The sequence below is a fragment of the Streptomyces atratus genome (assembly GCF_040655115.1).
GTDB classification, from domain to species: Bacteria; Actinomycetota; Actinomycetes; order Streptomycetales; family Streptomycetaceae; genus Streptomyces; species Streptomyces atratus_D.
The window spans coordinates 75,338-99,094 of the sequence record NZ_JBFAJH010000021.1 but is presented as its reverse complement, the minus strand read 5'-3'; the positions used below and the strand labels follow the sequence as shown (position 1 = coordinate 99,094).

Annotated in this window: 19 protein-coding genes; 7 read left to right on the top strand and 12 right to left on the bottom strand. The window is 70.0% G+C overall.

Annotated features, from left to right (window positions below; all coding sequences use genetic code 11):
• The first annotated feature begins 32 nt into the window (after window positions 1–32).
• Together AB0I23_RS22885 and AB0I23_RS22880 are read left to right on the top strand one after the other, a co-directional pair.
• The gene (locus AB0I23_RS22885; protein ID WP_359111777.1) at window positions 33–539 is read left to right on the top strand and encodes an Lrp/AsnC family transcriptional regulator; all 507 of its coding nucleotides are present in this window, start codon (window positions 33–35) and stop codon (window positions 537–539) included.
• A 121-nt stretch (window positions 540–660) separates the two neighbouring features.
• On the top strand, window positions 661–2,346 hold the full coding sequence (locus tag AB0I23_RS22880) for a DUF885 domain-containing protein (RefSeq protein ID WP_359111775.1): 1,686 nt from the start codon (window positions 661–663) through the stop codon (window positions 2,344–2,346).
• A 607-nt stretch (window positions 2,347–2,953) separates the two neighbouring features.
• On the opposite strand, the gene AB0I23_RS22875 is transcribed toward AB0I23_RS22880, so the two are convergent.
• On the bottom strand, window positions 2,954–3,448 hold the full coding sequence (locus AB0I23_RS22875) for a rhodanese-like domain-containing protein (RefSeq protein WP_359111774.1): 495 nt from the start codon (window positions 3,446–3,448) through the stop codon (window positions 2,954–2,956).
• An 88-nt stretch (window positions 3,449–3,536) separates the two neighbouring features.
• On the opposite strand from AB0I23_RS22875, the gene AB0I23_RS22870 reads away from it, so the two are divergent.
• Window positions 3,537–3,983: an Lrp/AsnC family transcriptional regulator gene (locus AB0I23_RS22870; RefSeq protein WP_359111772.1), complete on the top strand. Its 447-nt coding sequence runs from the start codon at window positions 3,537–3,539 to the stop codon at window positions 3,981–3,983.
• Here the strand turns inward: AB0I23_RS22870 and AB0I23_RS22865 are convergent.
• The 4 genes from AB0I23_RS22865 to AB0I23_RS22850 form a co-directional block, all read right to left on the bottom strand.
• The gene (locus AB0I23_RS22865) at window positions 3,973–7,059 is read right to left on the bottom strand and encodes an SMC family ATPase (protein WP_359111770.1); all 3,087 of its coding nucleotides are present in this window, start codon (window positions 7,057–7,059) and stop codon (window positions 3,973–3,975) included. The genes AB0I23_RS22870 and AB0I23_RS22865 overlap by 11 nt on opposite strands.
• Complete coding sequence (locus tag AB0I23_RS22860) at window positions 7,056–8,222, bottom strand: exonuclease SbcCD subunit D (protein WP_359111768.1); 1,167 nt, start codon at window positions 8,220–8,222, stop codon at window positions 7,056–7,058. Before AB0I23_RS22860 ends, AB0I23_RS22865 begins: the two co-directional genes overlap by 4 nt.
• Window positions 8,223–8,419: 197 nt before the next feature.
• The gene (locus tag AB0I23_RS22855) at window positions 8,420–8,683 is read right to left on the bottom strand and encodes a hypothetical protein (protein WP_436846984.1); all 264 of its coding nucleotides are present in this window, start codon (window positions 8,681–8,683) and stop codon (window positions 8,420–8,422) included.
• Window positions 8,684–8,697: 14 nt separating this feature from the next.
• Complete coding sequence (locus AB0I23_RS22850; protein WP_359111767.1) at window positions 8,698–9,324, bottom strand: YigZ family protein; 627 nt, start codon at window positions 9,322–9,324, stop codon at window positions 8,698–8,700.
• Window positions 9,325–9,383: 59 nt separating this feature from the next.
• Here AB0I23_RS22850 and AB0I23_RS22845 point away from each other — a divergent pair, with 59 nt between their 5' ends.
• The 3 genes from AB0I23_RS22845 to AB0I23_RS22835 all read left to right on the top strand — a co-directional run bounded on the left by AB0I23_RS22845 (window position 9,384) and on the right by AB0I23_RS22835 (window position 11,683).
• The gene (locus AB0I23_RS22845) at window positions 9,384–9,809 is read left to right on the top strand and encodes a CoA-binding protein (protein WP_359111765.1); all 426 of its coding nucleotides are present in this window, start codon (window positions 9,384–9,386) and stop codon (window positions 9,807–9,809) included.
• A 70-nt stretch (window positions 9,810–9,879) separates the two neighbouring features.
• A complete protein-coding gene (locus AB0I23_RS22840; protein WP_436846983.1) occupies window positions 9,880–10,713 on the top strand; it encodes an aminoglycoside N(3)-acetyltransferase in 834 nt (277 codons plus the stop codon).
• A gap of 106 nt (window positions 10,714–10,819) precedes the next feature.
• Entirely contained in the window at window positions 10,820–11,683 is an 864-nt protein-coding gene (locus AB0I23_RS22835) for an alpha/beta fold hydrolase (protein WP_359111764.1), read from the top strand.
• Window positions 11,684–11,770: 87 nt separating this feature from the next.
• Here AB0I23_RS22835 and fxsT read toward each other — a convergent pair whose 3' ends face one another.
• The 7 genes from fxsT to AB0I23_RS22800 form a co-directional block, all read right to left on the bottom strand.
• Window positions 11,771–15,730 carry an FxSxx-COOH system tetratricopeptide repeat protein gene (gene fxsT, locus AB0I23_RS22830; RefSeq protein WP_359111763.1) on the bottom strand — a complete coding sequence of 1,320 codons (3,960 nt, stop codon included), beginning with the start codon at window positions 15,728–15,730 and terminating at the stop codon, window positions 11,771–11,773.
• Entirely contained in the window at window positions 15,727–17,064 is a 1,338-nt protein-coding gene (locus AB0I23_RS22825; RefSeq protein WP_359111762.1) for a TIR-like protein FxsC, read from the bottom strand. The genes fxsT and AB0I23_RS22825 overlap by 4 nt, the downstream gene beginning before the upstream one ends.
• Window positions 17,065–17,904: 840 nt before the next feature.
• Entirely contained in the window at window positions 17,905–20,334 is a 2,430-nt protein-coding gene (locus AB0I23_RS22820; protein ID WP_359111761.1) for an FxsB family cyclophane-forming radical SAM/SPASM peptide maturase, read from the bottom strand.
• 22 nt (window positions 20,335–20,356) lie between these two features.
• On the bottom strand, window positions 20,357–20,551 hold the full coding sequence (locus tag AB0I23_RS22815; RefSeq protein ID WP_359111760.1) for a hypothetical protein: 195 nt from the start codon (window positions 20,549–20,551) through the stop codon (window positions 20,357–20,359).
• Between the two features lie 315 nt (window positions 20,552–20,866).
• On the bottom strand, window positions 20,867–21,448 hold the full coding sequence (locus AB0I23_RS22810; protein ID WP_359111759.1) for a YbaK/EbsC family protein: 582 nt from the start codon (window positions 21,446–21,448) through the stop codon (window positions 20,867–20,869).
• A 56-nt stretch (window positions 21,449–21,504) separates the two neighbouring features.
• Window positions 21,505–22,077 (bottom strand): helix-turn-helix domain-containing protein, encoded by a 573-nt coding sequence (locus AB0I23_RS22805; RefSeq protein WP_037690470.1) that lies wholly within the window; start codon window positions 22,075–22,077, stop codon window positions 21,505–21,507.
• Between the two features lie 211 nt (window positions 22,078–22,288).
• Entirely contained in the window at window positions 22,289–23,026 is a 738-nt protein-coding gene (locus AB0I23_RS22800) for an acyltransferase (RefSeq protein ID WP_359111758.1), read from the bottom strand.
• Between the two features lie 158 nt (window positions 23,027–23,184).
• On the opposite strand from AB0I23_RS22800, the gene AB0I23_RS22795 reads away from it, so the two are divergent.
• Window positions 23,185–23,715 carry a gamma carbonic anhydrase family protein gene (locus AB0I23_RS22795; RefSeq protein ID WP_359111757.1) on the top strand — a complete coding sequence of 177 codons (531 nt, stop codon included), beginning with the start codon at window positions 23,185–23,187 and terminating at the stop codon, window positions 23,713–23,715.
• The last annotated feature ends 42 nt before the right edge of the window (window positions 23,716–23,757 follow it).

Genomic DNA, 23,757 nt, shown 5'->3' with positions numbered 1-23,757 from the left:
GTGGCGTCGAAGCACCGTGCTACGTTCGGCGAATGGCCGATTCTGTCGTTCTGGACCCGGTGGACCTGCACATTCTGCGGCTGTTGCAGAACGATGCCCGGACCACGTACCGCGAGCTCGCCGCCGAGGTCGGGGTCGCACCGTCGACCTGTCTGGACCGGGTGACCCGGCTGCGCCGCTCGGGCGTGATTCTCGGCCACCGGCTGCGTCTCGACCCGGCCAGGATCGGCCGCGGCCTGGAGGCGCTGCTCTCGGTGCAGGTCCGACCGCATCGCAGGGAGCTCATCGGCCCGTTCGTCGAACGGATCAGGGTGTTGCCGGAGTCCCGTGCGCTCTTCCATCTGACCGGCCCCGACGACTACCTGGTCCACGTGGCCGTTGCCGACACCGCGGATCTGCAGCGGCTGGTGCTCGACGAGTTCACCTCGCGGCGCGAAGTGGCCCGGGTGGAGACGCGGCTGATATTCCAGCAGTGGGAGTGCGGGCCGCTCCTGCCGCCGGCCACCTCCGTGCCCGGAAGGAGCACGGAGACCGTATGACCCTTTCCAGCCCCGAGCTCGGTGATCTGCGCCCCACCGCGTCGAACCGGAATGGACTGTGTCAGGTCCCTGGGACCTATTGATGGTGACGGGGACCCCCTGGCCGTACGAAGATGTCCGCATGTCAGACACTTCGAGCAGCGCGCTGCCCCGTCAGGTCGCCGACGCCTACGTCGACGCATTCATCGAACTCGACCCCATCTCAGGCACCTACCTCGGTGTCGCGGAAAGCTCGCGGCGACTTCCCGACTTCTCCCCCGCCGGGCAGGACGCTCTTGCCGAGCTCGCCCGCGCCACCCTGGTGAAGCTCGACGCCGCCGAGCAGCTCCCGGGCGCGGACAGCGACGCAGAGCGCCGCTGCGGCCGCCTGCTGCGCGAGCGGCTGAACGCGGAAATCGCTGTCCATGAGGCCGATGAGAGCCTGCGGGCCGTCTCCAACCTGCACTCGCCGGCACACAGCGTCCGTGAGGTGCTGACGGTGACCCCGACCGAGACCGATGAGGACTGGTCGGCGATCGTGGCGCGGCTGGTCGAGGTCCCCGCAGCTCTGGAGGGGTACCGCGCCTCGCTCGCGCTCGGCCTGGAACGGAAGCTCTACGGGGGTCCGCGCGCGACCGCCACCTTCATCGGTCAGCTGACCGAATGGGTCGGACAGGACGGGACAGGGTTCTACCAGGACTTCGTCGCCGCGGGCCCGGACGCGCTGCGCGCGGATCTGGACGACGCGGCCCGGCAGGCCACGGACGCCACGGAGGCGCTGCGCGACTGGATGCGTGATGTGTACGCCCCCGCGGTCGAGGGTGCACCCGACACGGTGGGCCGCGAGCGGTACGCCCGCTGGTCACGCTACTTCAACGGCACCGACCTGGATCTCGACGAGGCGTACGCGTACGGCTGGTCCGAGTATCACCGGCTGCTCGGCGAGATGAAGACCGAGGCCGAGAAGGTGCTGCCCGGGGCCGGCCCCTGGGAGGCGCTGGCCCATCTCGATGTACACGGCAAGCACATCGAGGGTGTCGACGAGGTCCAGGCCTGGCTGCAGGGCCTGATGGACGAGGCGATAGAAGCCCTCGACGGCACACACTTCGAACTCGCCGAGCGCGTACGGAAGGTGGAGTCCCGGATCGCACCGCCCGGCGGCGCCGCGGCCCCGTACTACACGGGTCCGTCCGAGGACTTCTCGCGCCCCGGCCGCACCTGGCTGCCCACCATGGGCGAGACCCGCTTCCCGGTGTACGACCTGGTCTCCACCTGGTACCACGAGGGTGTCCCGGGCCACCACCTGCAGATCGCCCAGTGGGCCCATGTCGCCGACAGCCTCTCCCGCTACCAGGCGACGATCGGCATCGTCAGCGCCAATGCCGAGGGCTGGGCGCTGTACGCGGAGCGGCTCATGGACGAACTGGGCTTCCTGCCCGACGCGGAGCGCCGCCTCGGCTACCTGGACGCGCAGATGATGCGTGCCTGCAGGGTGATCGTGGACATCGGCATGCACGCGGAGATGGAGATCCCGACGGACTCCCCCTTCCACCCCGGTGAGCGGTGGACGCCCGAGCTGGCGCAGGAGTTCTTCGGCAACCACAGCGGCCGGCCCGCGGACTTCGTGGAGAGCGAGCTGACCCGCTACCTGTCCATGCCGGGGCAGGCCATCGGTTACAAGCTGGGCGAGCGTGCCTGGCTGCTGGGCCGGGAGAACGCGCGCAAGGCGCACGGCGACGCCTTCGATGCGAAGGCCTGGCACATGGCCGCCCTGTCGCAGGGGCCGCTGGGCCTGGACGATCTGGTCGACGAGCTGTCGAAGCTCTGACCGGGACGGTTCTCAACACGACGGCGGTCGGGCCCGGTTCGGCACGGTGGGCCCGGCCGCTCCCCCCGCCGCCGGGAGAGAACGGCGCAATGATCACGACAACCAGGTTCCTGTTCTGCTCCGACCCGGTGCGTTCCACGCGCCCCGACACACAGTTCGCCGGGGAAGCGGCAGCGGTACGGGAGTGCGGCGGCCCAGTCGCGCTGCTGGACCATGACGCGCTGCTCGCCGGGGACATCGGGGCGGCCCTCGCCCGGGTGGAACGCGGTTCCGGACCGTACTGCTACCGGGGCTGGATGATTCCGGCGAGCGGTTCGAGGAGCTGGAGCGGGCGCGCCGCCCGGGGTTGCTCGCACGCGGTGACAGTTCCGCGAACAACTCGTACCAGCTCGGCAGTTCATACGCGCGGCGGAAGCATCCGTGACCGAGCGTCTGGCGCCCCGTCGCGGTGAACGGCAGCGCGCCCCGGCGACGTGGCGCTGCCGGCGCTCACGGCGCCGGTGGCCTTGACCGCGTCGGCACCATACTCGTGCCTCACCGCCCGGTATGAACGGCTCGTACGGGCGGAGAACCCCTCGCGGGCACGATGGCCCGCCGCGCTCGCCGGTCAGCAGCCGCAGTCGTCGGAGTCGACCGGCGCGGTGAGCGCGTCCGCGGTGCGCCGCACGCGTCCCTCCCAGGTCTCGAACTCGAAGCCCTCACGGGCCCAGTACTCGAACCCGCCGAGCATCTCCTTGACCCGGTAGCCGAGTCCGGCGAGTGCCAGCGCGGCGCGGGTGGCGCCGTTGCAGCCGGGGCCCCAGCAGTACGTGACCACGGGGACGGCCGGGTCGAGGAGGTCCCGGGCCTGCGCGGCGATGAGCGCGGTGGGCAGGTGAATCGCACCGGGGACGTGCCCCTGCTCCCAGGAGGCAGTGGACCGGGAGTCGAGGACGACGAAGCCGGGGTCTTCGTCGGCCGCGAGCGCGGCGGCGACATCGGAGACGTCGGCATGGAAGGCGAGCGAGGCGCCGAAGTACGCGGCGGCCGCGGCCGGTGAGGCCGGCGGGACGCGGAGGACGGGGTTGGCTGCCGGGGCGGTGAGCTCTGAGGTCATGACCAAAAATCTACGACCAGTGATCCTTTACCGGAAGAAGAGATCCCCGGCACAACTCTTGATCTGCCGGGGATTTCCCTGTTGTCTGCGAGACATGACCGACTATTCCCCGGACGCCATCGACTGGCGCATCCTCGATGTCCTGCAGCGCGAGGGACGGGCGACCTTCGCCGAGCTGGCCCGAGCCGTCGCGATGTCCCCCAGCGCGGTGACGGAGCGGGTTCGCCGCCTCGAGGAGGCGGGAATCATCAGTGGTTACGCCGCCGTGGTGGACCCGGAGGCGCTCGGACTGCCGATTCTCGCCCTCGTGCGGCTGCGTTATCCGAACGGCAACTACAAGCCGTTCCACGATCTTCTCGACGCGACGCCCGAAATCGTGGAAGCCCACCACGTCACCGGCGACGACTGCTTCGTACTGAAGGTCACCACTCGCTCGATGGGCCACCTGGAGGAGGTCGCGGGGAAGATCGGCACGCTCGGGTCCGTCACCACCAGCGTCGTCTACTCCTCACCCCTCCCCCGGCGGCCGATCAGCCGCTGACCCCGCCGGCCGCGCGGTGGAACACCGCCGAACCGTGCCGCTCCTTCACCACTTCGAGCTGGGCGGGAATCCGGCGGCGCAGATCGCCGACGTGACTGACGATGCCGACGCTGCGGTCCCTCTCACGCAGCGAGTCCAGGACATCGAGGACCTCGTCCAGCGTCTGGTCGTCGAGGCTGCCGAACCCCTCGTCGATGAAAAGTGTGTCCAGCCGGACACCTCCCGCCTCGTCGGTGACGACGTCGGCGAGACCCAGGGCCAGAGCGAGGGAGGCAAAGAACGTCTCGCCGCCGGAAAGTGTCGCCGTATCGCGCTCACGCCCGGTCCAGGAGTCGACGACATGCAACCCGAGGCCGGACCGGCGGCCCCCGGTGCGGGCGTCGGAGTGGACGAGCGTGTAGCGGCCCGACGACATCCGCTGCAGCCGTGCGGTGGCGGCGACGGCGACCTGTTCGAGCCGGGCGGCGAGGACGTACGACTCCAGCCGCATCTTCCGCTCGTTGTCCGCGGAGGTGCCTGCGGTGAGCCCGGCCAGCCGGGCCACCCGGTCGTACTCGTCGCGCAGCGGCCCCAAAGTGCGCACGTCCTCCGCCGCGCGGCGGGACAGCCGGCCGAGTTCGGCGCAGCGCTCCCGGGCGGCGGCGAGGGTGGCGGCGGCGTTGCGCAGTCGTCGCTCTGCCGCGTCGTACGCGGCCTGCGCGGCGTCGGGGTCCGCCTCCGGGCGCTCGGCGGCGGCGCGGGTCTCGGACTCGGCGAGCCGTTCGGCGACGGCTGCGGCCTCGGCCTGCCAGACATCGATCCGGTGCTGGATGTCGCGGTGCTCGGCGTCCGTGAGCAGGGTGGCCGCGGCGGCCTCAGGGGTGTCGAACCCGGCCCGGAACGCGGCGTCCGCGAGCCGGCCGTCGGCCGCCTTGCTGCGCTGCGCCGCAAGCTCCTCGGCGCGCACCGCCTCGGCGGCGTCGGCGAGCAGAGCCACCCGGCGCTCCAACAGGGCGGCGTGCGCGGCGACACTGCCGGATTCGCCGCGAGCGTTCGCCAACTCGGCTTGCAGACCTACCTGTTCCCGATCGAGCCCTTCCCGCCGGGAGATCCGGGCGGCGGAGCGACGCTCGGCCTGCTGCCGCGCTTCGAGCCGCCCGGCCTGCTCCCGTTCGGCGGCCGCGAGTGCCTCGCGCGCGGCGTGCATTCCGGAGGCGGTACGGTGCGCAAGGGCATGCCCGGCCGCCAACTCGGCGACGAGCGACTCGAGTTCGACAACGGCGGGATCAGCGGAATGGGGCCCGTCATCGGCGGTCCCGGCGGCTCCACCGTCCGAGGCATCATCGGCAGCGGTCCCCACCACGGGCAGCGCCGCGGCACGCGCCGCCGCGTGCTTCTCCCGTACGACTCCGAGCTCTCGATCCGCCTCCGTACGCGCCTGCTCGGCCCGCCGGTACAGGGCGAGGGCCGTCTCCTCGGTGGCCCGGTCGACATGCCCGTCCGCTGCCCGCGCGGGCTCCGGGTGATCCTCCGACCCGCAGACCGTGCAGGCCTCGCCGTCGACGAGTTCCGCCGCGAGCTCGGCGGCGATGTCGCGCAGCCGCTGCTCGCGCAGCTCGAGCCACCTTTCGTGTGCACCCAGGGCGCACTCGCGGGCCACGGCCAGCCGATCGGCCGCAGCCGTCGCCTCGGCCGCGAGCGCGTCGCGGCGGCGGGCCGCGTCCAGCCGGCGGCGGGCAGGCTCCAGCCGCCCCGCGAGGTGTTCCGCGCGGGTCGCGGACGCCTGTGCCGCCTCGATGCGTTCCCGCAGGTCGCGGCGGGTGGACTCCCAGACCCCCAGCCAGGCTTCCGTTTCCTGGATCAGCTCGTCGTCGGCGCGGGCCTGGCGTTCCAGTTCGGCCCGCTCCATGTCGATCTCTGCGCTGCGTCGCTCGGCGCGACGCGCGGCGTCGAGACCGCCGAGTTCCTGCCGGAGCTTGCGTTCCAGCGTCGCCAACTGCTCGGCACCCGCGTCGACAAGGGTGTCGGGCAGCTGGGCACGGGCGCGCTCACGGGCCAGGTCGGCAGTCCGGTGGGCCCGCTCGGCGTCGTCGCGCACCTCCAGTGCGGGGGCGACGAGTTCAGCCTTGCGCGCCCGTTCGAGCCGCTCGCGCTGCCGGTCGTGGTCGGGGCGGCGGGCTTCGAGTCCGGTGGCGCGGCGGCGCGTCTCCTCGTACCGCTGCTGAAGTCTCGCGAGTTCGCGTGCGGTGTCGAGGTCGCGGCGGGCGAAGGCCTGCCCACTCTCGGCAGCGGAGAGTACGGACCCGGCGATGTCGAGCCGTTCCCGGGCGTTGCTGCGGGCCACCGCAGCCCACTCCAGTACGCCGTCCGCGAGTCCCGGATCACCGGGCCGGGCGTCCGGCAGGGGCAGTTCGCCGGCAGCAGGTCCGGCGGCCTGGGCGATCCGCTGGGCGATCCCGAGGATCTGCTCGTCCCCGGCCTTGACCTGCGTCTCGGTGGTACGGCGCAGTTCGGTGAGCCGTTCCTCGACGGCCGCGAAGCGGCGGGTGTCGAAGAGTCTGCCGAGCAGTTTGCCGCGGGCTTCGGCATCGGCGCGCAGGAAGCGTGCGAAGTCGCCCTGCGGCAGCAGCACCACCTGGCAGAACTGGTCCCGGCTCATCCCGATGAGCTGGGTGATCTCCTCGCCGATCTCCTGGTGCGAGCGGCTGAGCGCCCGCCAGCCGTGCGCGGGATCGTACTCGCGCAGCCAGCTCTGCGCCTTCTCGGTGGTGAAGCCCTCGCCCTTCTTCTTGGGGCGGGGCTGGGCCGGGCGCCGGGTGATCTCCAGGTGTCGTCCGCCGACGGTCAGTTCCAGCCGGACCTCGGTGGGGAGGCCGGCCGGGGCGTGATCGCTGCGCAGTGAGGTGCCGGGGCTCTGGCGGGCTCCGGGCACCGCGCCGTACAGCCCGTAGCAGACGGCGTCGAGGACGGAGGTCTTCCCCGCTCCGGTGGGTCCGTGGAGCAGAAAGAGTCCGGCGGCGGAGAGGGCGTCGAAGTCGACTTCCTGGGTGGCGCCGAACGGGCCGAAGGCGGTGAGGGTGAGCCGGTGGAGTCTCAACGGTTCACCTCGCGCACGCCGTCGTCCACCCGTACGTGGTCGAAGGCGCCGCGCAGCACCGTGCGCTCCTGGTCGTCCGCCCCGTTCCCGCCCCGGACATGCGCCACGAAGTCCTCGGCGATCTGCTGGTCGTCGCGCCCCCGGAGGCGCTGCGCGTACGAGGCGAGCGGGTCCTCAGGGGCTCGCTCGGGTTCGAAGACGAGGCTCAGGGTGTGCGGAAACCTGTCCAGGAGCCGGGCCATCGGCTCGTCCGGACGGACCGGGTCGGTGAGGGTCGCCTCCACCCATGCCTCCTCGTGCCGGGTCAGCGCGGGATCTACGAGCAGGGTGTCGAGGCGGCCGCGGAGGCGGGCGAGCGGGCGGGGCACCGGGCAGTCGATCCGCTCGGCGGTGATCGTCCCGGTGGCTCCGAGATCGATCAGCCACATGGTCTTGCGGTGGGCGACCTCGGAGAAGGAGTACGCGAGGGGTGAGCCGGAGTAGCGCACCCGGTCGGTGACGGCCTGGGAGCCGTGCAGATGGCCGAGCGCCGTGTAGTCGACGCCGTCGAAGACGCCGGCGGGGACGGCGGCCACACCGCCGATGGTGATGTCTCGCTCGCTGTCGCTGGGTTCGCCGCCCGCGACGAAGGCATGGGCGAGCACCACGGAGCGGGTGGATTCCGGCCGGGTGGCGAGGTCGGTGCGGACCCGGTCCATGGCGGCGGTCAGCACCGCTTCGTGTCCGGCCCGCTCCGCCTTGAACACATCCTTGACGAGGGCCGGTTCCAGGTAGGGCAGTCCGTAGAACGCCACATCGCCGTGCTCGTCGCGCAGGACGACGGGGGTGGCGCACTCCGCCGGGTCGGTACGCAGGTGGATGCCGGCCCGTCCGATCAGTCCCGCGCCGACGCCGAGCCGGCGGGCCGAGTCATGGTTCCCGGAGATCATCACCGTGGGTACGCCCGCGGCGGCGAGCCGGTGCAGGGCCCGGTCGAAGAGCTCGACGGCGGAGAGCGGGGGCACGGCTCTGTCGTAGACATCACCCGCGACGACGACGGCATCGACCTCACGCTCACGGACGGTCGCCACCAGATGATCGAGGTAGGCGGCCTGTGCCTCCAGCAGCGAGACCCGGTGGAACGACCGCCCCAGGTGCCAGTCCGATGTGTGCAGAATCCTCAAGACCTGGCTCCGACCTGCATGTATCTCTTCCTTCGCACCCAGCGTCCGCGCCTGCCGTGCCCGGGAGCCGCACCGGACCGGCGCGGGACCGCTCGGTCGGCACCGACCACGCTAACGCCGCTGCGCCCCTGAGCCCTCACGAACCGGCTTCCTCACAGCTCACAGTCTCCCATCGTCGCGCCCCGCCTCCGACGTGTTCAGCGAAGAAGATCGATCCGCGTTCCGACGCCGAGCCGTTCCGCCTGCCGGTACGCGGCCCAGGCGACGGCGAGATCCTGCCGGGGAAGCCCGACGGGGGCGTACACGGATCGCTCCGAGTCAGTGGTACGCCCGGGACGTTCGCCGCGCAGCACCTCCCCGAGGGTGGCATCGGCGGCGTCGGCCGGACGTACTCCGAGAGGCTGAGGGGCGTGGCTCGTTCTCCCCCACCGGATTCCGACGGCGCAGCCCGGCCGTCCCACCTCGCCGAGCGCGTTCAGGCGTCCCCGTACGCCTCGCCGCCCAGCTCCAGCAGCGCCTCGCCCGCCGTCGTATCGGCCAGCCAGCTCCGGAAGTCCTCGACGTCCGCGTCGGGCAGTCCGATCTCGATGATCACCGATTCCTCGTACCGGACCTTCCGCACGGCCCGTCCGGTGGCGCGCAGGTCGTTCTGGAGCTTGCCCGCCCGCTGATGGTCGACAGTGACCGTGGCCAGCCGGAACCGCTGCCGGGTGATCGTGCCGAGTTCGTCGAGCGCCTCGCCGACCGCTCCTCCGTACGCCCGGATGAGCCCTCCGGCGCCGAGCTTCACCCCGCCGTAGTAGCGGGTGACGACGGCGGCGACGTACCGCATCTCCCGGCGCATCAGCATCTGCAGCATGGGGACGCCCGCGGTGCCGCCGGGCTCCCCGTCGTCGCTGGCCTTCTGCACGGAGGCGTCGGCGCCGATCACGTACGCGAAGCAGTTGTGGGTGGCGGTCGGGTGTTCCCTGCGGACGCGTGCGACGAAGTCCTGCGCCTCCTGCTCGGTGGCGGCGGGGGCGAGCGCGCAGATGAAGCGCGATCGGTTGATCTCGGTCTCGTGCACGCCCGCTCGGGCGACTGTCCGGTACTGCTCCTGCATCCGGCCACCCTATGCGCAGGAGCGGGAATGGTCCGCGGTCGCAGTCCGTTGTCCGGATCATGTACGCAGACGCAGCAGAGGCCGAGGCAGAGACGACCCGCAGGATTCTCCGGGACAGGGGTGACACGTGGGCCGTGGTCGGACTGTCCAACAACGAGTCGCGCGCGGCCTATCGCGTCGCCGCGGTCCTCCAGCAATTCGGCAAGCGCGTGGTCCCGGTGCACCCCAAGGCGGAACGGGTGCACGGCGAGAAGGGCTACGCGTCGCTGGCCGACATTCCTTTCCCGGTCGATGTCGTGGACGTCTTCGTCAACGGCGGAGTGGCGGGCGCCGTCGCGGACGAGGCCGTCACGATCGGCGCGAAGGCGGTCTGGTTCCAGCTCGGCGTGATCGACGACGATGCGTACGAACGCACCCGGGCGGCCGGACTCGACATGGTGATGGACCACTGCCCGGCGATTGAAATACCCCTCCTGGACCGATAAGCGGCATATCACTCCTCGGCCGAATGTGCGGGGTATCACACATACCGCTCCACTGGGAGAATGCCCCCTTGTGACTGTCATCAGTGCGCCGAGTGCCGTGAACGTCTCCCACCGCCGAAGCCGGCTGGCCGATCAGCTGTCCCGGCTCGGCGTGGAGCGGAGCGGCGTTCTCCTGGTACATGCGTCGATGCGTGCGGTGGGGGCGGTCAGCGGTGGGGCCGGCGCCGTGATCGGCGCGCTGCGGGACGCGCTCGGCGACGACGGCACCCTGGTCGTCCCGTCGTTCACACCGGAGAACTCCGACACCTCCCCGCAGTACCGCAATCGGGTCCGCGGCCTCACCGGCCACGCCCGGGAGGCGGTCCGCGCGAGCATGCCGCCTTTCGACCCAGCCACCACGGCCGCGCCGTCGATGGGCCGTCTCGCGGAGACCGTACGACTGGCCCCGGGTGCGGCACGCAGCTGCCACCCCCAGACCTCCTTCGCCGCCCTCGGCCCCCTCGCCGGCAAGCTGGTCGCACACCACCGCCCCGACTGCCACCTCGGGGAGGACTCGCCGCTGGCCTGCCTCTACGACGTACGGGCTCAAGTGCTGCTGCTGGGCACCGGTTTCGACTCCTGCACCGCGTTCCACCTCGGCGAGTACCGCGTCCCCACCCCGCCGCGCCGCACCTACCGCTGCGTGGTGACGACCCGGGGCAGACGCCACTGGTGGGAGTACGAGGACGTGGCACTGGACGACAGCGACTTCGCCGCGCTGGGGGCGGAGTTCGAGGGCACGGACAACGGCGCGGCGGTACGCACCGGCCCGGTGGGATCGGCGACCGCCCACCTCTTCCGCTTCGCCGACGCCGCCGATTTCGCGGCCTGCCGGCTTCCGTCGCTGCGGGGGGCGCGGGCGTAGCGGCGCGTCGGCACGGCCGCCAATGGGCAGAAGGACTATGCGCGTATATACCAACGCGCCAGCCTGCGCTCATGCTTGCCGCGTATCGGCCTTACGGGGGCACCGGATGGAGCAACTGATCCACACCGAGGACGGTCGCGCTTTGGCCGTGGAGCACTACGGAAATCCGCACGGCAGGCCGGTCTTCCTGCTCCACGGCACGCCGGGCAGCAGACTCGGTCCGGCCCCGCGCGGCTCCGTGCTGTACCGGCTGGGCATCCATCTCATCACCTACGACCGTCCCGGGTACGGTGCCTCGCACCGATTACCGAGCCGGTCGGTGGCCCATGTTGCCGCAGATGTCACCGCAATCGCGGACGCCCTCGGCATCGGCCGGTTCGCGGTGGTCGGCCGATCCGGTGGGGCACCGCACGCGCTCGCCTGTGCCGCGCTGTTGCCGGAGCGCACGGCGCGCACCGCAGCGCTGGTGGGCCTGGCGCCGCGTGACGCCCAGGGCCTCGACTGGTTCGACGGAATGACCGAATCCAACGTGCGTGAATACATCAACGCCGCAGCGGGCCACCACCAGCTGACAGCCGCCCTGGAGCACCGTTCCGCGTCGATCCGGGCGGACCCGATGGGTTCGGTCGCCGATATGCACCGCGGGCTGCCCGATTCGGACCGCGGGATCGTGTCGGACACCGGGATCAGAGCCATGCTGGTCCGTAACTTCGCCGAGGGTCTGAGAAACTCCGCCGACGGCTGGGTCGACGATGTCATGTCGTTCAGCAAGGACTGGGAGTTCCGTCCTGAGGACATCACTTCACCCGTGCTGCTCTGGCACGGCGAGGACGATGTCTTCGCCCCGGTGCAGCACACCCGGTGGCTGGCGGAGCGCATCCCGGGTGCGGAGCTGGTGGTGGAGCGCGGTGCGGCGCACTTCGGCGCGTTGCGGGTGCTGACGCGCGTGCTCAGCTGGGCCACCGGGTGACCTCGACGGCCGCACCGGCTCCCGGGACGAGCCGGTCCGTACCGTACGGACCGGTCGTCCTCGCGGCTCCTGCCTCCCGCCCCACGCTCACACCGGCTGCGGTTCCAGATCCCGGTTGATGCGCCGCCAGGTGCGGGCTGCCACCGCGATGGGATGGTCCACGCCCAGGTGTTCGACGGCCAGGGACACAACTGCGGCGCGCAACTGCTCGGCCTCGCTCTCCCTGTCCAGCGCGCGCAGAGTGTTCGCCAGGTTGGAGCGGCAGGCCAGCACGTCCGGGTGGTTCGGCCCGTAACGGTCCGACAGCCCTTCGAGGGCCGCCCGTTCCCACCTCTCGGCCAGTTCGGGCCGGTTCAGGTCGCCATAGGCGTTGGCCAGGTTGATCGCGGCGCAGAGGGTGAACGGATGCTGCGCGCCCAAGCTCTCCTCCAGAGCGGCCCGGACCTCCTCGCCCCATTCCGCAGCCTCCCCGGCCGCGCCCATGCCGCGCAGGTAGATGGCGACGTTATTGCGGCAGGCCAGAGTGAACGGGTGCTCGTCCCCGAGCGTGTTGCGGTAACCGTCGAGCGCCTGATGGGCGAGATCGAGCGCCGCCTGCTTGTCACCGAGGGCGGAGAAGTCGGCCGCAAGATTCAGCCCGCAGGCCAGAGCGTCCGGAACCTTCGTTCCGTACCGCTCGCGATAGCGGTTGTACGTCTCCTCCGTCAGCCGCTTCGCCTCGTGCGGCTGGCCGGCCTTGCGGAGCGAGACGGCAAGGCTCTTCGCGGTACGCAGCGCCTCCGGCACATCCGCGTTGATGACCCGCTCGAATGCGGCTTTGACCTCACGCAGGATCTGTACCGAGGACATGTACTCCCCGGTCTCCCGCAGGTCCCGGCCCAGGTGTCCCTTGGTGGTCAGGGTGTAGGGATGGTCCACCCCGAGCAGCGTGCTGCGGCGCTCGACCGTGAGTTCGTCCAGCCTGCGCGCCGCTTCGCTGTCGCCGGTCAGGCGGTAGTCGATGGCCAGGTTGTGGGCGGCGACGAGGGTACGCGGGTGAATGTCCCCGAACGTCTCGCCCATGACGTGATGGATCTTCCGGTCCCGGGCCAGTGCCTCGTCGAACCGGCCGAGTGCCCGGAGGTCGGCGGCCAGGCTGCCGGTGGTGATCAGCAGGCTGGGGTGGTCCTCGCGCAGCAGCCGGGTCTGCCGGGCGAGGGTGTCCTCGTCCATCGTCCGCGCTTCCTGGTAGCGGCCCTGGGCACGGAGGGCGTTGGCCAGTTCGAAGCGGAGATTCAGGGTCTGCAGGTCGTCCTCGCCCAGCTCCTGGGTCCAGGCGGTGTTGAGCTGGGTGCCCAGCACCCGGGCGCTCTCCAGATCCCCTCGCTTGAGGAGGTAGCGGATCCGGTCGACCATGAGCTGCCGGGCCTCCGCCTCGTCACAGTCGGCGATCCCCGACGGGCCGAGGTGCGGCCAGATCAGCTCGAAGGCCGGCCAGCTCTGCGGATCGTTGACCGGGTTGTCCTGGTCCGCTCCCTGCGCGGGGCGGGCCTCCGCCAGGATGCGGTGCACCTCGTGCGCGGCCGTGTCGCGCTCCTCGGCGCTCAGCCCGGCCCGGACGGCGGCCTGGACGAGGCGGTGGATCTGAATGCTGCTGTCCGCCGGGTCGACCTTGGCCAGGGCGAAGCGGTTGAGCGCCTGGATGACCCTGCCCAGCATGTACCGCTCCCGGAGGTCGGGGTCGTACGGCAGCAGGGACCGGAACATCGAGTCGCTGCCGATGAGCGTCATCGAGATCGGCTCGGCGGAGAAGAACGAGCACAGTTCAAGCAGGCGCGCCGCCGCTCGGGACTCCTTGCGCAGCCGGGCGATCGAGATGTTCCAGGTCGCGCCGATCTTCTGCGCGTAGTCCTCGGGCCTGCCGAGCGAGAGCACTTTGGTGCTCTGCTCCTTGAGCTGTTCGACGTAGGCGTCGACCGGGGTCGCTGTCTCGGCGAGCCAGGCTGCAGCCACCTCCACCGCCAGGGGCAGGTCGCCGACTGCTTCGGCCACCCGGTCCGCGTCGCGGGCGGGCAGCTTGCGGACCCTTCGGCAGAGGTGTTCCACGGACTCGGCGCGGGTGAAGACCTCGACCTCCACCGCCTCCACCCGGCTGGATATCGGCTTGTTGCGGCAGGTGGCGAGAATATGACCGTAGAGACCCGAGGAGAGCGGACCGGTCTCGTCCGGAAAGAGTGCGAGCGCCTGATCGAGATCCTCGACATTGTCGAAGACCAGCAGCCAGCGGGCGTACGGCGCTCCACTGCGCAGGGCGTTCAGCGCCGCCCTGGCCGCTTCGGCGACCACTTCACCGGCCCGCAGGTCCATCCGCTCGGCCAGTTCCGCCAGTGACGACACCACCCGGTCGGGCTGCTCGGCCTCGACCCACCACACCAGGTCGTAGTCGGCCCGGAAACGGTGCGCGTACTCCCGCGCCACCTGCGTCTTGCCGACGCCGCCGAGCCCGTACAGGACCTGCGGCAGATGCTGGTTCGAGCGGCCGCCGCCGCGTAATTGGTCGCGCAGCCGTTCCAGGACCGAGCCGCGTCCGGTGAACCAGGCGTGCCGGGGCCGCACGTTCCACACCCCGGGGACGGCTCCGGGAAACCGTGGCCCGCCGGGCGCGACCGGGAGGCCGTCGGCGGATTCGGCCCGGTCCAGGGCGGTGAGCACCGCAGTGGCCGCTTCGCGTTCGTCCAGCCGGGCCACATCGACGATGCCCCGGCTGTTGAGCGGAAGCGTCAGCCGTACGTCACTGATCCGGACCGGGACGAGCTGGCGTCGGCTGTCCGAGGGGTCGAAGCCCAGGACCGACTCCCACAGGCTCCGGGCAAGGCTCGAACTCTGGTACGCCTGGGAGACGACCGGGACGATCCGGTAGGCGCCGGCCGACGCCCACTCCGCTTCGGTCCACGCCGTATGGGGGGTACGGACGTCGACGGGCATGACATTGAACCCGGCGCGGAGCAGGACGGCTTCCAGCCAGTCCGCCCACATCTGGTCCTCCGCCGCATAGGTGAGGACGATGTTCGACGGCGGCACCGGCCTGCGGCGGGTGTAGGCCGACACATAGGCCAGCCGTTCCGCCTCGTCGATGGGCGGCAATGTGTTCACCCGCCCCTCGGTGAGCACCGAGGTGAGCCGCTCGCAGGCGGTGAGCATGGAGCTGGTGACGTTGGGGGCGTCCCCGAAGGTGGCCAGGATCTCCTCGTACGCGTAGAAGGGCCGGTAGGGGATCTCCACCGTTCCCCAGTAGTTGGCGAGTTCCTCTTTGCCGAGTCCGCTGGGGAAGCCGGGAAAACTGTCCTTCGCCAGTGCCCGTCCGGCGTCGGCCTTCTCCTTCTCCCCGTCGTCGATCCGCATCGGCACGGGAAGGATGCGGATGTGCTTGTCGTGGAATCGTTCCTCGATGTCGCGGGCCACGGCGGACGCGCCCTCGATGCTCTGGTCGCTCAGGGTGAAACAGACCACGAGCACCCGAGGCATCTGAACGGTGCAGATGTCGGCGATATCACTGAGGCCGGTCCGACTGTCGATCAAGGTGAAGTCGTAGTGCTTCTGCATGTCGGCGCGCATGGCATCGAAGAACTGGCCACCACCGTAACGCTCGTAGAAATCATCCCAGTCCATCCTGCCGACGGTCGACGAATAGTCCCGGTTGCGACGGCCGGCGGAAAGGAAGTCAAGACTTCCACCGTGCTGGAATGCCCAGTTGAGCGAGGTCGCGTGCGGTCTGACCCGGGCGTATTCACGGTGCCAGTCCGGATCACGCGGCGCGGGCCTGCGGGCCTCCTCCTGGTATTCGGTGATCAGATTGATCAGCCCGGGCGTGGCGGCCAGCTCGGAAAGATCGAGAAAGGGGTGGAAGAACCGGTGCAGCCCGGGCGCTTCGAGATCCCAGTCGACAGCCAGGACACGACAGCCGTTCGCCGCGAGGATCCAGGCGGTATTGGCAAGTGCCATGGTGCGGCCGGTACCGCCCTTGTACGAGTAGAAGGTGACGACGGTCCCTTCACGGTTCTCGGTCATTCGATGGTTTCCTCCCCCTCGGAGGCTTCGCCGTCGTCGGCGCCGCCCTTGTCATGGACCTTGCCGTGAACAGGTGGAACGGAATCACTCGAGCCATAACCGACGCCCTCCACCAGGAGCCTGGGGATCCGGCCGCCCTCACCCGGCGGAGGGAAGGTCTCCGCGTGGGCCGCGTAATGCCGTTCGGCGGCCTTCACCGCGCCGGGCAGTTCCTGGCTGAACGCCTCAAGCGTGGGAACACCTCCGCTGTGGGAGCGGTGGCCGCTCTCCTGTTCGGAACGCGGTTCAAGCACCTCTTCGGTCACGGCACGCAGTGCGGATTCGCGACGGCCGGAGTCGGGATCGTCACGGTTCCAGGGCACCATGACGCTGATCCAGGGGCGCCCGGCCTCACCCAACCGCCGCACCAGCTCCCTGCGGCGGGGCGCGTCGAGGGCCCAGCGATCCAGGAGGAGCAGCCCGGGAGCCGTCGGGCGGTCGCTCCCCAGCAGCCGTTCCGCCTCGGTCTCGAAGTCCCCCACCCTTACCTGGTAGTCGAGATTGCGAACGAGGTCGACGACGTGGTCGGCCAGCGGCCTCGACGACTTGGGATGGTAGGGGTTCCAGTCACGCTGGGCCGACCCGTAGCAGTCGGGGGCGCGGTCCGCCGGCAGATCGGAATGGGAGCAGGCAAGGACCGAGATCTCCATCTGCCGTGCCCGCCCCGGTGGCCCGAATGCACTGGGCACGGAGGCGTAGTCCTGGTGGGGATCACCCTCGGGCATCCGGGTCTGTTCCGCCACCTTGACTATGCGTTTGGCCAGGAGATAGACGGCGCGTTCGTACTGGTCGCGCAGATAGCGCAGCTTGATCAGTCCGTAGAACCCCTCGTCGGCGTAATCGTCACCGAAGGTCGCATGGTTGAACTGGAGCCGCTCGGCAGGTTGCGGCAGTTGGCGCGGCGGTACGGGGACCCAGAGCGCCGGTACGATTCCGGACATCTGACTGCCATTGCTCCGCGCCGCCTGGTTATGGACCGCACGGCTGGAGAATGCGTACCACTCACGTCCGCACTGTTCACTCAGGAAATAGCGTGGCGAGTAGAGCGGCACGAAGACCCTGCAGTACGCAAGGGATTCGGAGAGCCGCTCCTGCCATCCTTCGCCCGGCTGCATCTGTTGATCCAGAAAACCTGCGGGCACCCCGGCGGGCAGCGACGTCAGTTGCAGAACATGGGCGCACAGGTCCCGGTAGAACCGCTCGACCCAGAGATTCGGGTCCTTGTCCTTTGGATCGTTCCTGGGCGTATGGGCGTAACTGAGAAAGAAGTACGGTCTTGGCTCAGCTCCCCTCACCCCCGCTCCCTCAAGATCCAACGTCTCCCCCGGTCCGCTTGTAGGACCTCAGTCTAGGAAGTATCGAATCATCGGCGGAACAGCACTGACCCTGGATATTCAGCGGGAATTGGATGATCTGACGCCCCGATAGCAAAAAGGTGCCGTTGACCTGCAAGGATGCGGCCGTCCAGGACGTATCCGCTGCGGAAGTCAATGCGCCTTTCTGGTGGTTGCGCGTACAGGGTGGGACCGTCGGCTGTCGGTGGCGACTGATGGGAAGAGGCTGATCGGGCATGCCGGGGGGTGCTGCTGCGCCGGTGCGCGGATCGTACGGGGCTCACGCAGGCGCTGGCGGAGTGTTCCCGTCCAGCGGCAGTTCGCCCAGGAGCTGAACAACAGCAGCGAGGTCACAAACCCCGACCCCAGAAAGACTATCCACCCGATCAACCAGGCACCAGCGCTGTACTGCTCCCTCTTGTCTACTGGGGAAGGTCGCACTTCTTCTGTCTCCACGGATTCACCTTCCGCCGAGAACGGCGCGTCACAGGGGCGGCCGGCCGCCCCTGTGACGCATGACGTTGCGTCGGACTCATTGCTCGTCGACCAGGCCTGCTGGCCTTGCAGGGAGCCGAAGTCGCCGCCTGGTGCTGTCCAGTTGGTCGTGGCGTTCGCCTTCGTCCAGGTGGCGGTCGCCTCGTCGAAGTCCTTGTTCAGACCGTGGATGTCGAAGGCGGCACCGTTTCGTGGCGCTGGTCGTGGTGGCACTCCAGAGCCTGACGTCCGCGCCCAGCAGCCGGGCGCTCGACGGCAGGGCCGGGACCGGGAACTTCAGCAGCGCACGCGTGACGCCGGGTGCGGTCAGGGGTGCGTGGCATGCGCCGGATTGCGCGCCTCCCAGTCGGCGCGGTGTCGTGCGGCGGAAAGTCTCGCCTCCGCCGAAGCGGCGGGCGAGACGTACTCCGCCGACCACTTCTCGACCGTGCGGGCCATCCCGGCGACGAAGCGGTCGCCGAGCGGTGTCAGGAGGCCGGACCCGGCAAGCACCTCGACGGCGCCGACGGTCTGCTCCCGCCACCGGGCGAACCGGGCGTCGGCCGTGCGCGCCGCCTGTCCCTGCGTGGTCAGTCTCCTTACGCGCCAGAAGTCCGTCACCGCAATATGCGCGTACGCCCCCTGGAGCAGACCGTCCAGCGGTCGAGGATCGTCGCGCCAGGGGGCGTAGAACAACCGACGGTCGCCAACGGGCTCATACAGGTCGAAGCTGTCCAGGACCGCTCCCAGCTTGACGTGCTGGAACTCGTGGACGATCAGCAGGGCCAGCAGATCGGGCGTACCGGGCCGCGCCGCCGCAACCGCTCCGAACGCCTCCTTGGAGGCGGCACTGACATCGCTGCCGTCCGGCGCGTGCAGAGGGGTGAGGACCCGGAGTCCTGCGGACACGCCTGGTGCGTAACCAGGCAGTTCGCGCTGGATCAGTGACCAGGCCTCGGCCAGGTCCTCCGCCCACATCTTCGCCTCGCCCACGGAGAGCCGATCGGAGACCGGCCATTGGTGGCTGTCGCGCAAGGGGTCCGTGTCCTCCAGAGCGACGGACCAGCCGGGCCGTTCCACGATCCGGACGGGCTGCCAGTGCGGGGTGAGGCCGTCCATGCCTTCGTCCCAGCCGACGCGCATCTCGCGGCCGACCGCCCGGACCGTGAAGCCCTCCGGGTCCGCCGTCACCTCGGCGACGGATGCCTCGTGGGGGAGGATCACCGAACCGAGGCTCGGAAGCCGAAGCAGCCCGCCCCGTACGGGCACCGCGACCGTGTCGCCCTGGCGCGCCCGCATCGCACCGACCGCTGCGATCTCCGCGAGGCCGGACGCGACGGTCTGCGGAGCCCGGCCCTCCAGAATGCGCAGGGCCCAGGGCCGCGTGTACGGGTGAGCCACCACCGCGTCCAGCGCCTCGGGCGCTCTGACGTCCAGGTCGACCATCAGCTGCCATGCTGCCCTGGCTGTCCGGTCGGTCCGCGGGGCGCGCTCGCTCACCGCGGCCAGCAGGTCCCAGTTGAGCTCCAACTGGGCGGCGGCCAGCCGACTCACCGTCTCCGCGCTACCGAAACCAGAGGCCAGTTCGTCCAGTTGGACGGAATCGAGGGGCTCGGCACGACTCCCCGACGAGGTGGAAGCCGAGGCCTCCCGGTCGCGGATGTTCGTGATCAGTTCCATCAGATCGGGGCAGAACACGGATGGGTTGTCGAAGCCGCTGCCGGTCCGGTAGCGGTGGGCATAGAGGCCGCCGCCACAGGAGTTGACGACCGGACAGGCGCGGCACTCCTTGCTCAGCTGCTGGAGGCCTTGTTGCCTGGCGAGCATGCCGGGATGGCGGAGCACGTCGTCGAGCGTGTTGGCGACGACATCCATGCCTGTGGCGGGCGCGGTGTCGTAGGCCGTCTTCAGGCTGTCCGCCTGCTCGAACGTGCCGTCGGTCTCGATGACGACGAGATCAGCCGGTGCCAGGCCGAGGGACTCGGTGAGGCTGCTCTCGCCCCGCAGGGTGCGCAGAACGGAGTCGAAGATCCGTACAGGGACCGGCCGGCCTGCTGCGTCCCAGCGTCGGTGGACGGCGAGCAGCCAGTCCGCGTAGGGCGTTGCCGAGTCCCCGGGGCGGAGCGGTGGCACGTCCCACGTCGCGTGTGGCAGAAGGAAGTCGATCCGTGGCGGGCCGAGGGCGACCAGTGCGTCGTAGACGGCGATCGGGTCGTTGCGCACATCGATGGTGCAGAGCAGGCCGGCGAATAACCGCCGGTAGGCGGGCCGGTTGAGCAGTTCGACGGCACGCAGCACCTGGGGGTGACTGCTGCGACCGTCGGCGTAGCGGCGGTGGCGGTCGTTGGAGGCCTTGTCGCCGTCCAGCGACACACCGACCTTGATGCCGAGCTCGGCGAACAGCTCGCAGAAGTTCTCGTCGAGCAACACACCGTTGGTGTGGATGCGCAGATCGAGTGCGCTGACGCCGTCCAGTGCGCGGGAGAGCTCGTCGGCCGCGCGGCGCAGTCGGTCCGGGCCGGCCAGCAGCGGCTCCCCGCCGTGCAGTACCACGTGGACGGTCGGCAGTCGGTGGGCCCGGGCGTGCTCGGCGATCCGGTCCGCCACCCTGACCAAGGTGTCCTCGGACACCACCTTGGGCCGGCCGCGCCAACTCGTGTCCGCATGTTCGTACACATAGCAGTGGTCGCACGCGAGATCACAGCGACTGTGCATCTTGAGTACGAATTGGCTCAGTGAGGGCGACGGCCGGTCCATGGCGAAATTCTGTCCCGGCTACTCAGACCGACGACTGAAAGGCCGCGATCACCAATGGGCTCGCCCCGGCGTCGGTCGACAGCAGCCGACTGAGCGATGCGGGCAGGGTCCCGCCGCTCTGGACGGCCGCCCGCTTGGCGAGCGGCACCCGAGGCACGGCCGGAAGCCGCGGGGTGAGTCCCGGCCTGACGGCCGCCGAGACGAGTGTAGTGTTCATTTAAACCTCTCATGTCGATGGAGACCCATCGGCGACACGCATGTCACTGATGGGTGCAGATCTCCATTCCCCACTGCCGGGGTAAATATGATTAAACATGGGCAAATGGCGCATTGATATGCGTGCACGCATGTCTCCGGCACTCAAACTCCCCGCTGGACTCCCGGGTTTCGGCCGAGAACGCATCGCACCCTTTCGAGCTAGCGGTCGGCCACCGTTCAGCCCACAAGGACCCGGACATGGCACACGACTCGACCAAGCCTCCCGCAGAGCGCGGGCCGGGTCAGCCGGTTGGGGCCAAAACATTGAACCAAATCACCGAAGGTCTTCGGGCCCGGTCACCCGGACGCCGAGCCCCTCGACGAGTACCGCGTTCGGCAGCGACGCCAGGGCCTTGCCCGGGACGATCAGCTTGCCGCGGCGGCTGCCGCTGCCGATCAGGACCCATTCCTGGTCGACCACCGCGGGATCGAGCAGCAGGGGCCATTCGTCCGGGAGCCCGATCGGAGTGATGCCCCCGTACTCCATACCGGTCTCTCCGACTGCCGTGTCCATGGGGGCGAAGGAGGCCTTGCGGGCGCCGAGGTGCTTGCGGACCGCCCCGTTCACGTCGACGCGGGTGCGCGAGAGGACGACGCAGGCAGCCAGGGTGACGTCGCCACCGCGCTTGCCCGCCACCACGACACAGTTGGCCGAGCTGTCGAGCAGCTCGGCTCCGTGGTGTTCGACGAAGGCGGCCGTGTCCGCGATCGCCGGGTCCGTGTCGACGTGGAGGATCCGGTCGGCGGGGACGTCACCCCATCCCTCGCTCACCGCCTTGGCGACCGGCGGGGTGAGGAGGCCGAGGCGGTCGACGGCGGGGCCTGCGTTCTCGAAGGAGCCGATGGGTGCGCGCATGGACGCAATTTAACAAGGCCTGCGCGAGGTCCGGTTGGCCGTCTCAGCCGGTGAACTCAGCGCGCCGGAGGGATGGAGACCGCCATGGTGAGCTCGGTGGGCTCGGCGCCGTCGTTGCGGTAGGCGTGCGGGTGATGCGCCTCGAAGGTGGCGGAGGTGCCTGCGGGTACGGAGTGTGCCTCGCCGTCGACGACCAGGGTGAGTACGCCCGTGGTGACATGCAGGAGTTCGACGGTGCCTTCGGGATGCGGGTCGGAGGCGCTGCCCTCGCCGGGCATCAGCCGCCAGGACCAGAGTTCGAGGGGACCCCTGGCCTCCGTACCGACGAGGAGAGTCGTGGAGCTGCCCGCATCGGTGGACCACATGCGCACCGCCTGGCTCTCGGGCACCAGCCGCACATGGGAGCCCTGCTCGTAGTCGAGCAGGGTGGTGATGCTGACGCCCAGCGCGTCGGCAAGCTTGACTGTGGTGCCGACGCTCGGGTTGGTGCGCGCCTGCTCAATCTGGATGATCATGCCTCGGCTGACGCCCGCCCGGGCGGCGAGGGCGTCCAGGGTGAAACCGCGTTCGCCGCGCCAGCGCTTGAGGTTGCGCGCGAGCGACTGCGTGAGCTGGTCGAGGTCAGACACGTTCCGTCCAATATTCTGGATGTCAGAGTCGAAAATACTGCACTACGGTGTGGTGCACCCACTCGTTCATCGCACTGTACTGCGAGGCATGCCATGACAGCACTGTTCGCCCTGGCCACCAGCCTGCTGTGGGGACTGGCCGGGCGGACTCGCACCAGGCGCGTCCGGCGGATCAGGCCGGACCCCACTCGCTGATTCCAAACGAAAGGCCCTAGCTGTCTCCCAGTTCCGCGACGGCCAGCAGCTGCTCGGGCGTCACGCCCGCCGGGATCGGCACCGGGGCGGGTGTGCGCAGGGGTGGCTGCCAGCCCTTCTCCGGGTCCCAGCTGCGTACGACGCGTGCGGGCGCACCGGCCACGACCGCGTGGTCGGGCACCTCGCCACGTACCACCGCGCCCGCCGCGACCACCACGTTGCGCCCGAGCCTGGCTCCCGGCAGGACCACCGCACCCGTGCCTATCCAGCAGCCGGGTCCAACGGTGACCGGCTCCATGCGCGGCCACTGCCGGCCGACCGGCTCGTGCGGATCGTCGTAGCTGTGGTTCGTCGACGTGATGTAGACGTACGGTCCGCAGTACGTGTTCGACCCGATGGCCACCGTGGTGTCGGCCACGACGTGGCTGCCGCGGCCGAGCACCACCCCGTCCCCCAGGATCAGGATGGGTTCGGAGCCGAGATCCAGGTCCGGCATGAGTCCGGCGGTCAGGGTGACCTGTTCACCGATGATGCAGTGGTCGCCGAGCTCGATCCACGGCTCCCCGAAGACCGTGCCCTGAGGAAACGCCAGCCGGGTCCCCTCGCCGATACGGCCGAACCGCAGCCCGCCCGGGTGTTCCGCGGTGATCGCGCCGGCCTCCTGTACCGCACGCCAGCCGCGGTGGACGGCTCGGGACAGGAGGCGCCGTCGCCAGGCGGTGAGGGAGGAGAACGTGTTGCTGTTCTTGGGCACTCGCTCACCGTAGTCGGCGCGCCCGGGCCGGTCACCGCGGCTCCTTGTGATGTTCACCCCACTCACCGGCGGCCGGACGGCCGTCGCATACGGTTCCCCTGGCGCGAACGGACAACCGCGAACGGGCAACCGCGACCGGACACACGGAGGAACAGGCGATGGCAGAGCAGGCGTTGATCACGGGCATGGGCGGGCGGGAGCCGGACATCGACGCGGACGCGTTCACCGCGCCGACGTCGGTCGTGATCGGCGAGGTGACCCTGGCCGCGGGCTCCAGCGTCTGGTACCAGGCGGTGCTGCGGGCCGACTGCGCTCCCATCGCCATCGGCGCCGGCAGCAACATCCAGGACAACTGCAGTGTCCACGCCGACCCCGGGTTCCCCGTCACGGTCGGCGAGCGCGTCTCGGTCGGACACAACGCCGTACTGCACGGCTGTACCGTCGAGGACGACGTCCTCGTGGGCATGGGGGCCACGGTCCTCAACGGTGCGCACATCGGTGCGGGTTCACTGATCGCGGCCCAGGCGCTGGTTCCGCAGGGGATGCGGGTGCCGCCGGGCTCGCTCGTCGCCGGAGTGCCCGCCAAGGTCAAGCGGGAGCTGACGGAGGAGGAACTCGAGGGCATCACGTTCAATGCCGTCGGATACGTGGAGCTGGCCAAGGCGCACCGTAAGGCGCACGAGGGCTGAGTGACGGCCGAGCGGTCGGCCCGGTGAGCCGGGCCGAGGGGG

Bases quoted from the DNA above. Each gene is read 5' to 3' on its own strand.
- AB0I23_RS22795 (WP_359111757.1), top strand. From the start codon at position 23,185: ATGGCAGAGCAGGCGTTGATCACGGGCATGGGCGGGCGGGAGCCGGAC.
- AB0I23_RS22835 (WP_359111764.1), top strand. From the start codon at position 10,820: ATGGAGCAACTGATCCACACCGAGGACGGTCGCGCTTTGGCCGTGGAG.
- AB0I23_RS22885 (WP_359111777.1), top strand. From the start codon at position 33: ATGGCCGATTCTGTCGTTCTGGACCCGGTGGACCTGCACATTCTGCGG.
- AB0I23_RS22870 (WP_359111772.1), top strand. From the start codon at position 3,537: ATGACCGACTATTCCCCGGACGCCATCGACTGGCGCATCCTCGATGTC.
- AB0I23_RS22845 (WP_359111765.1), top strand. From the start codon at position 9,384: ATGTACGCAGACGCAGCAGAGGCCGAGGCAGAGACGACCCGCAGGATT.
- AB0I23_RS22850 (WP_359111767.1), bottom strand. From the start codon at position 9,324: ATGCAGGAGCAGTACCGGACAGTCGCCCGAGCGGGCGTGCACGAGACC.
- fxsT (WP_359111763.1), bottom strand. From the start codon at position 15,730: ATGACCGAGAACCGTGAAGGGACCGTCGTCACCTTCTACTCGTACAAG.
- AB0I23_RS22810 (WP_359111759.1), bottom strand. From the start codon at position 21,448: ATGCGCGCACCCATCGGCTCCTTCGAGAACGCAGGCCCCGCCGTCGAC.
- AB0I23_RS22880 (WP_359111775.1), top strand. From the start codon at position 661: ATGTCAGACACTTCGAGCAGCGCGCTGCCCCGTCAGGTCGCCGACGCC.
- AB0I23_RS22815 (WP_359111760.1), bottom strand. From the start codon at position 20,551: ATGAACACTACACTCGTCTCGGCGGCCGTCAGGCCGGGACTCACCCCG.
- AB0I23_RS22820 (WP_359111761.1), bottom strand. From the start codon at position 20,334: ATGGACCGGCCGTCGCCCTCACTGAGCCAATTCGTACTCAAGATGCAC.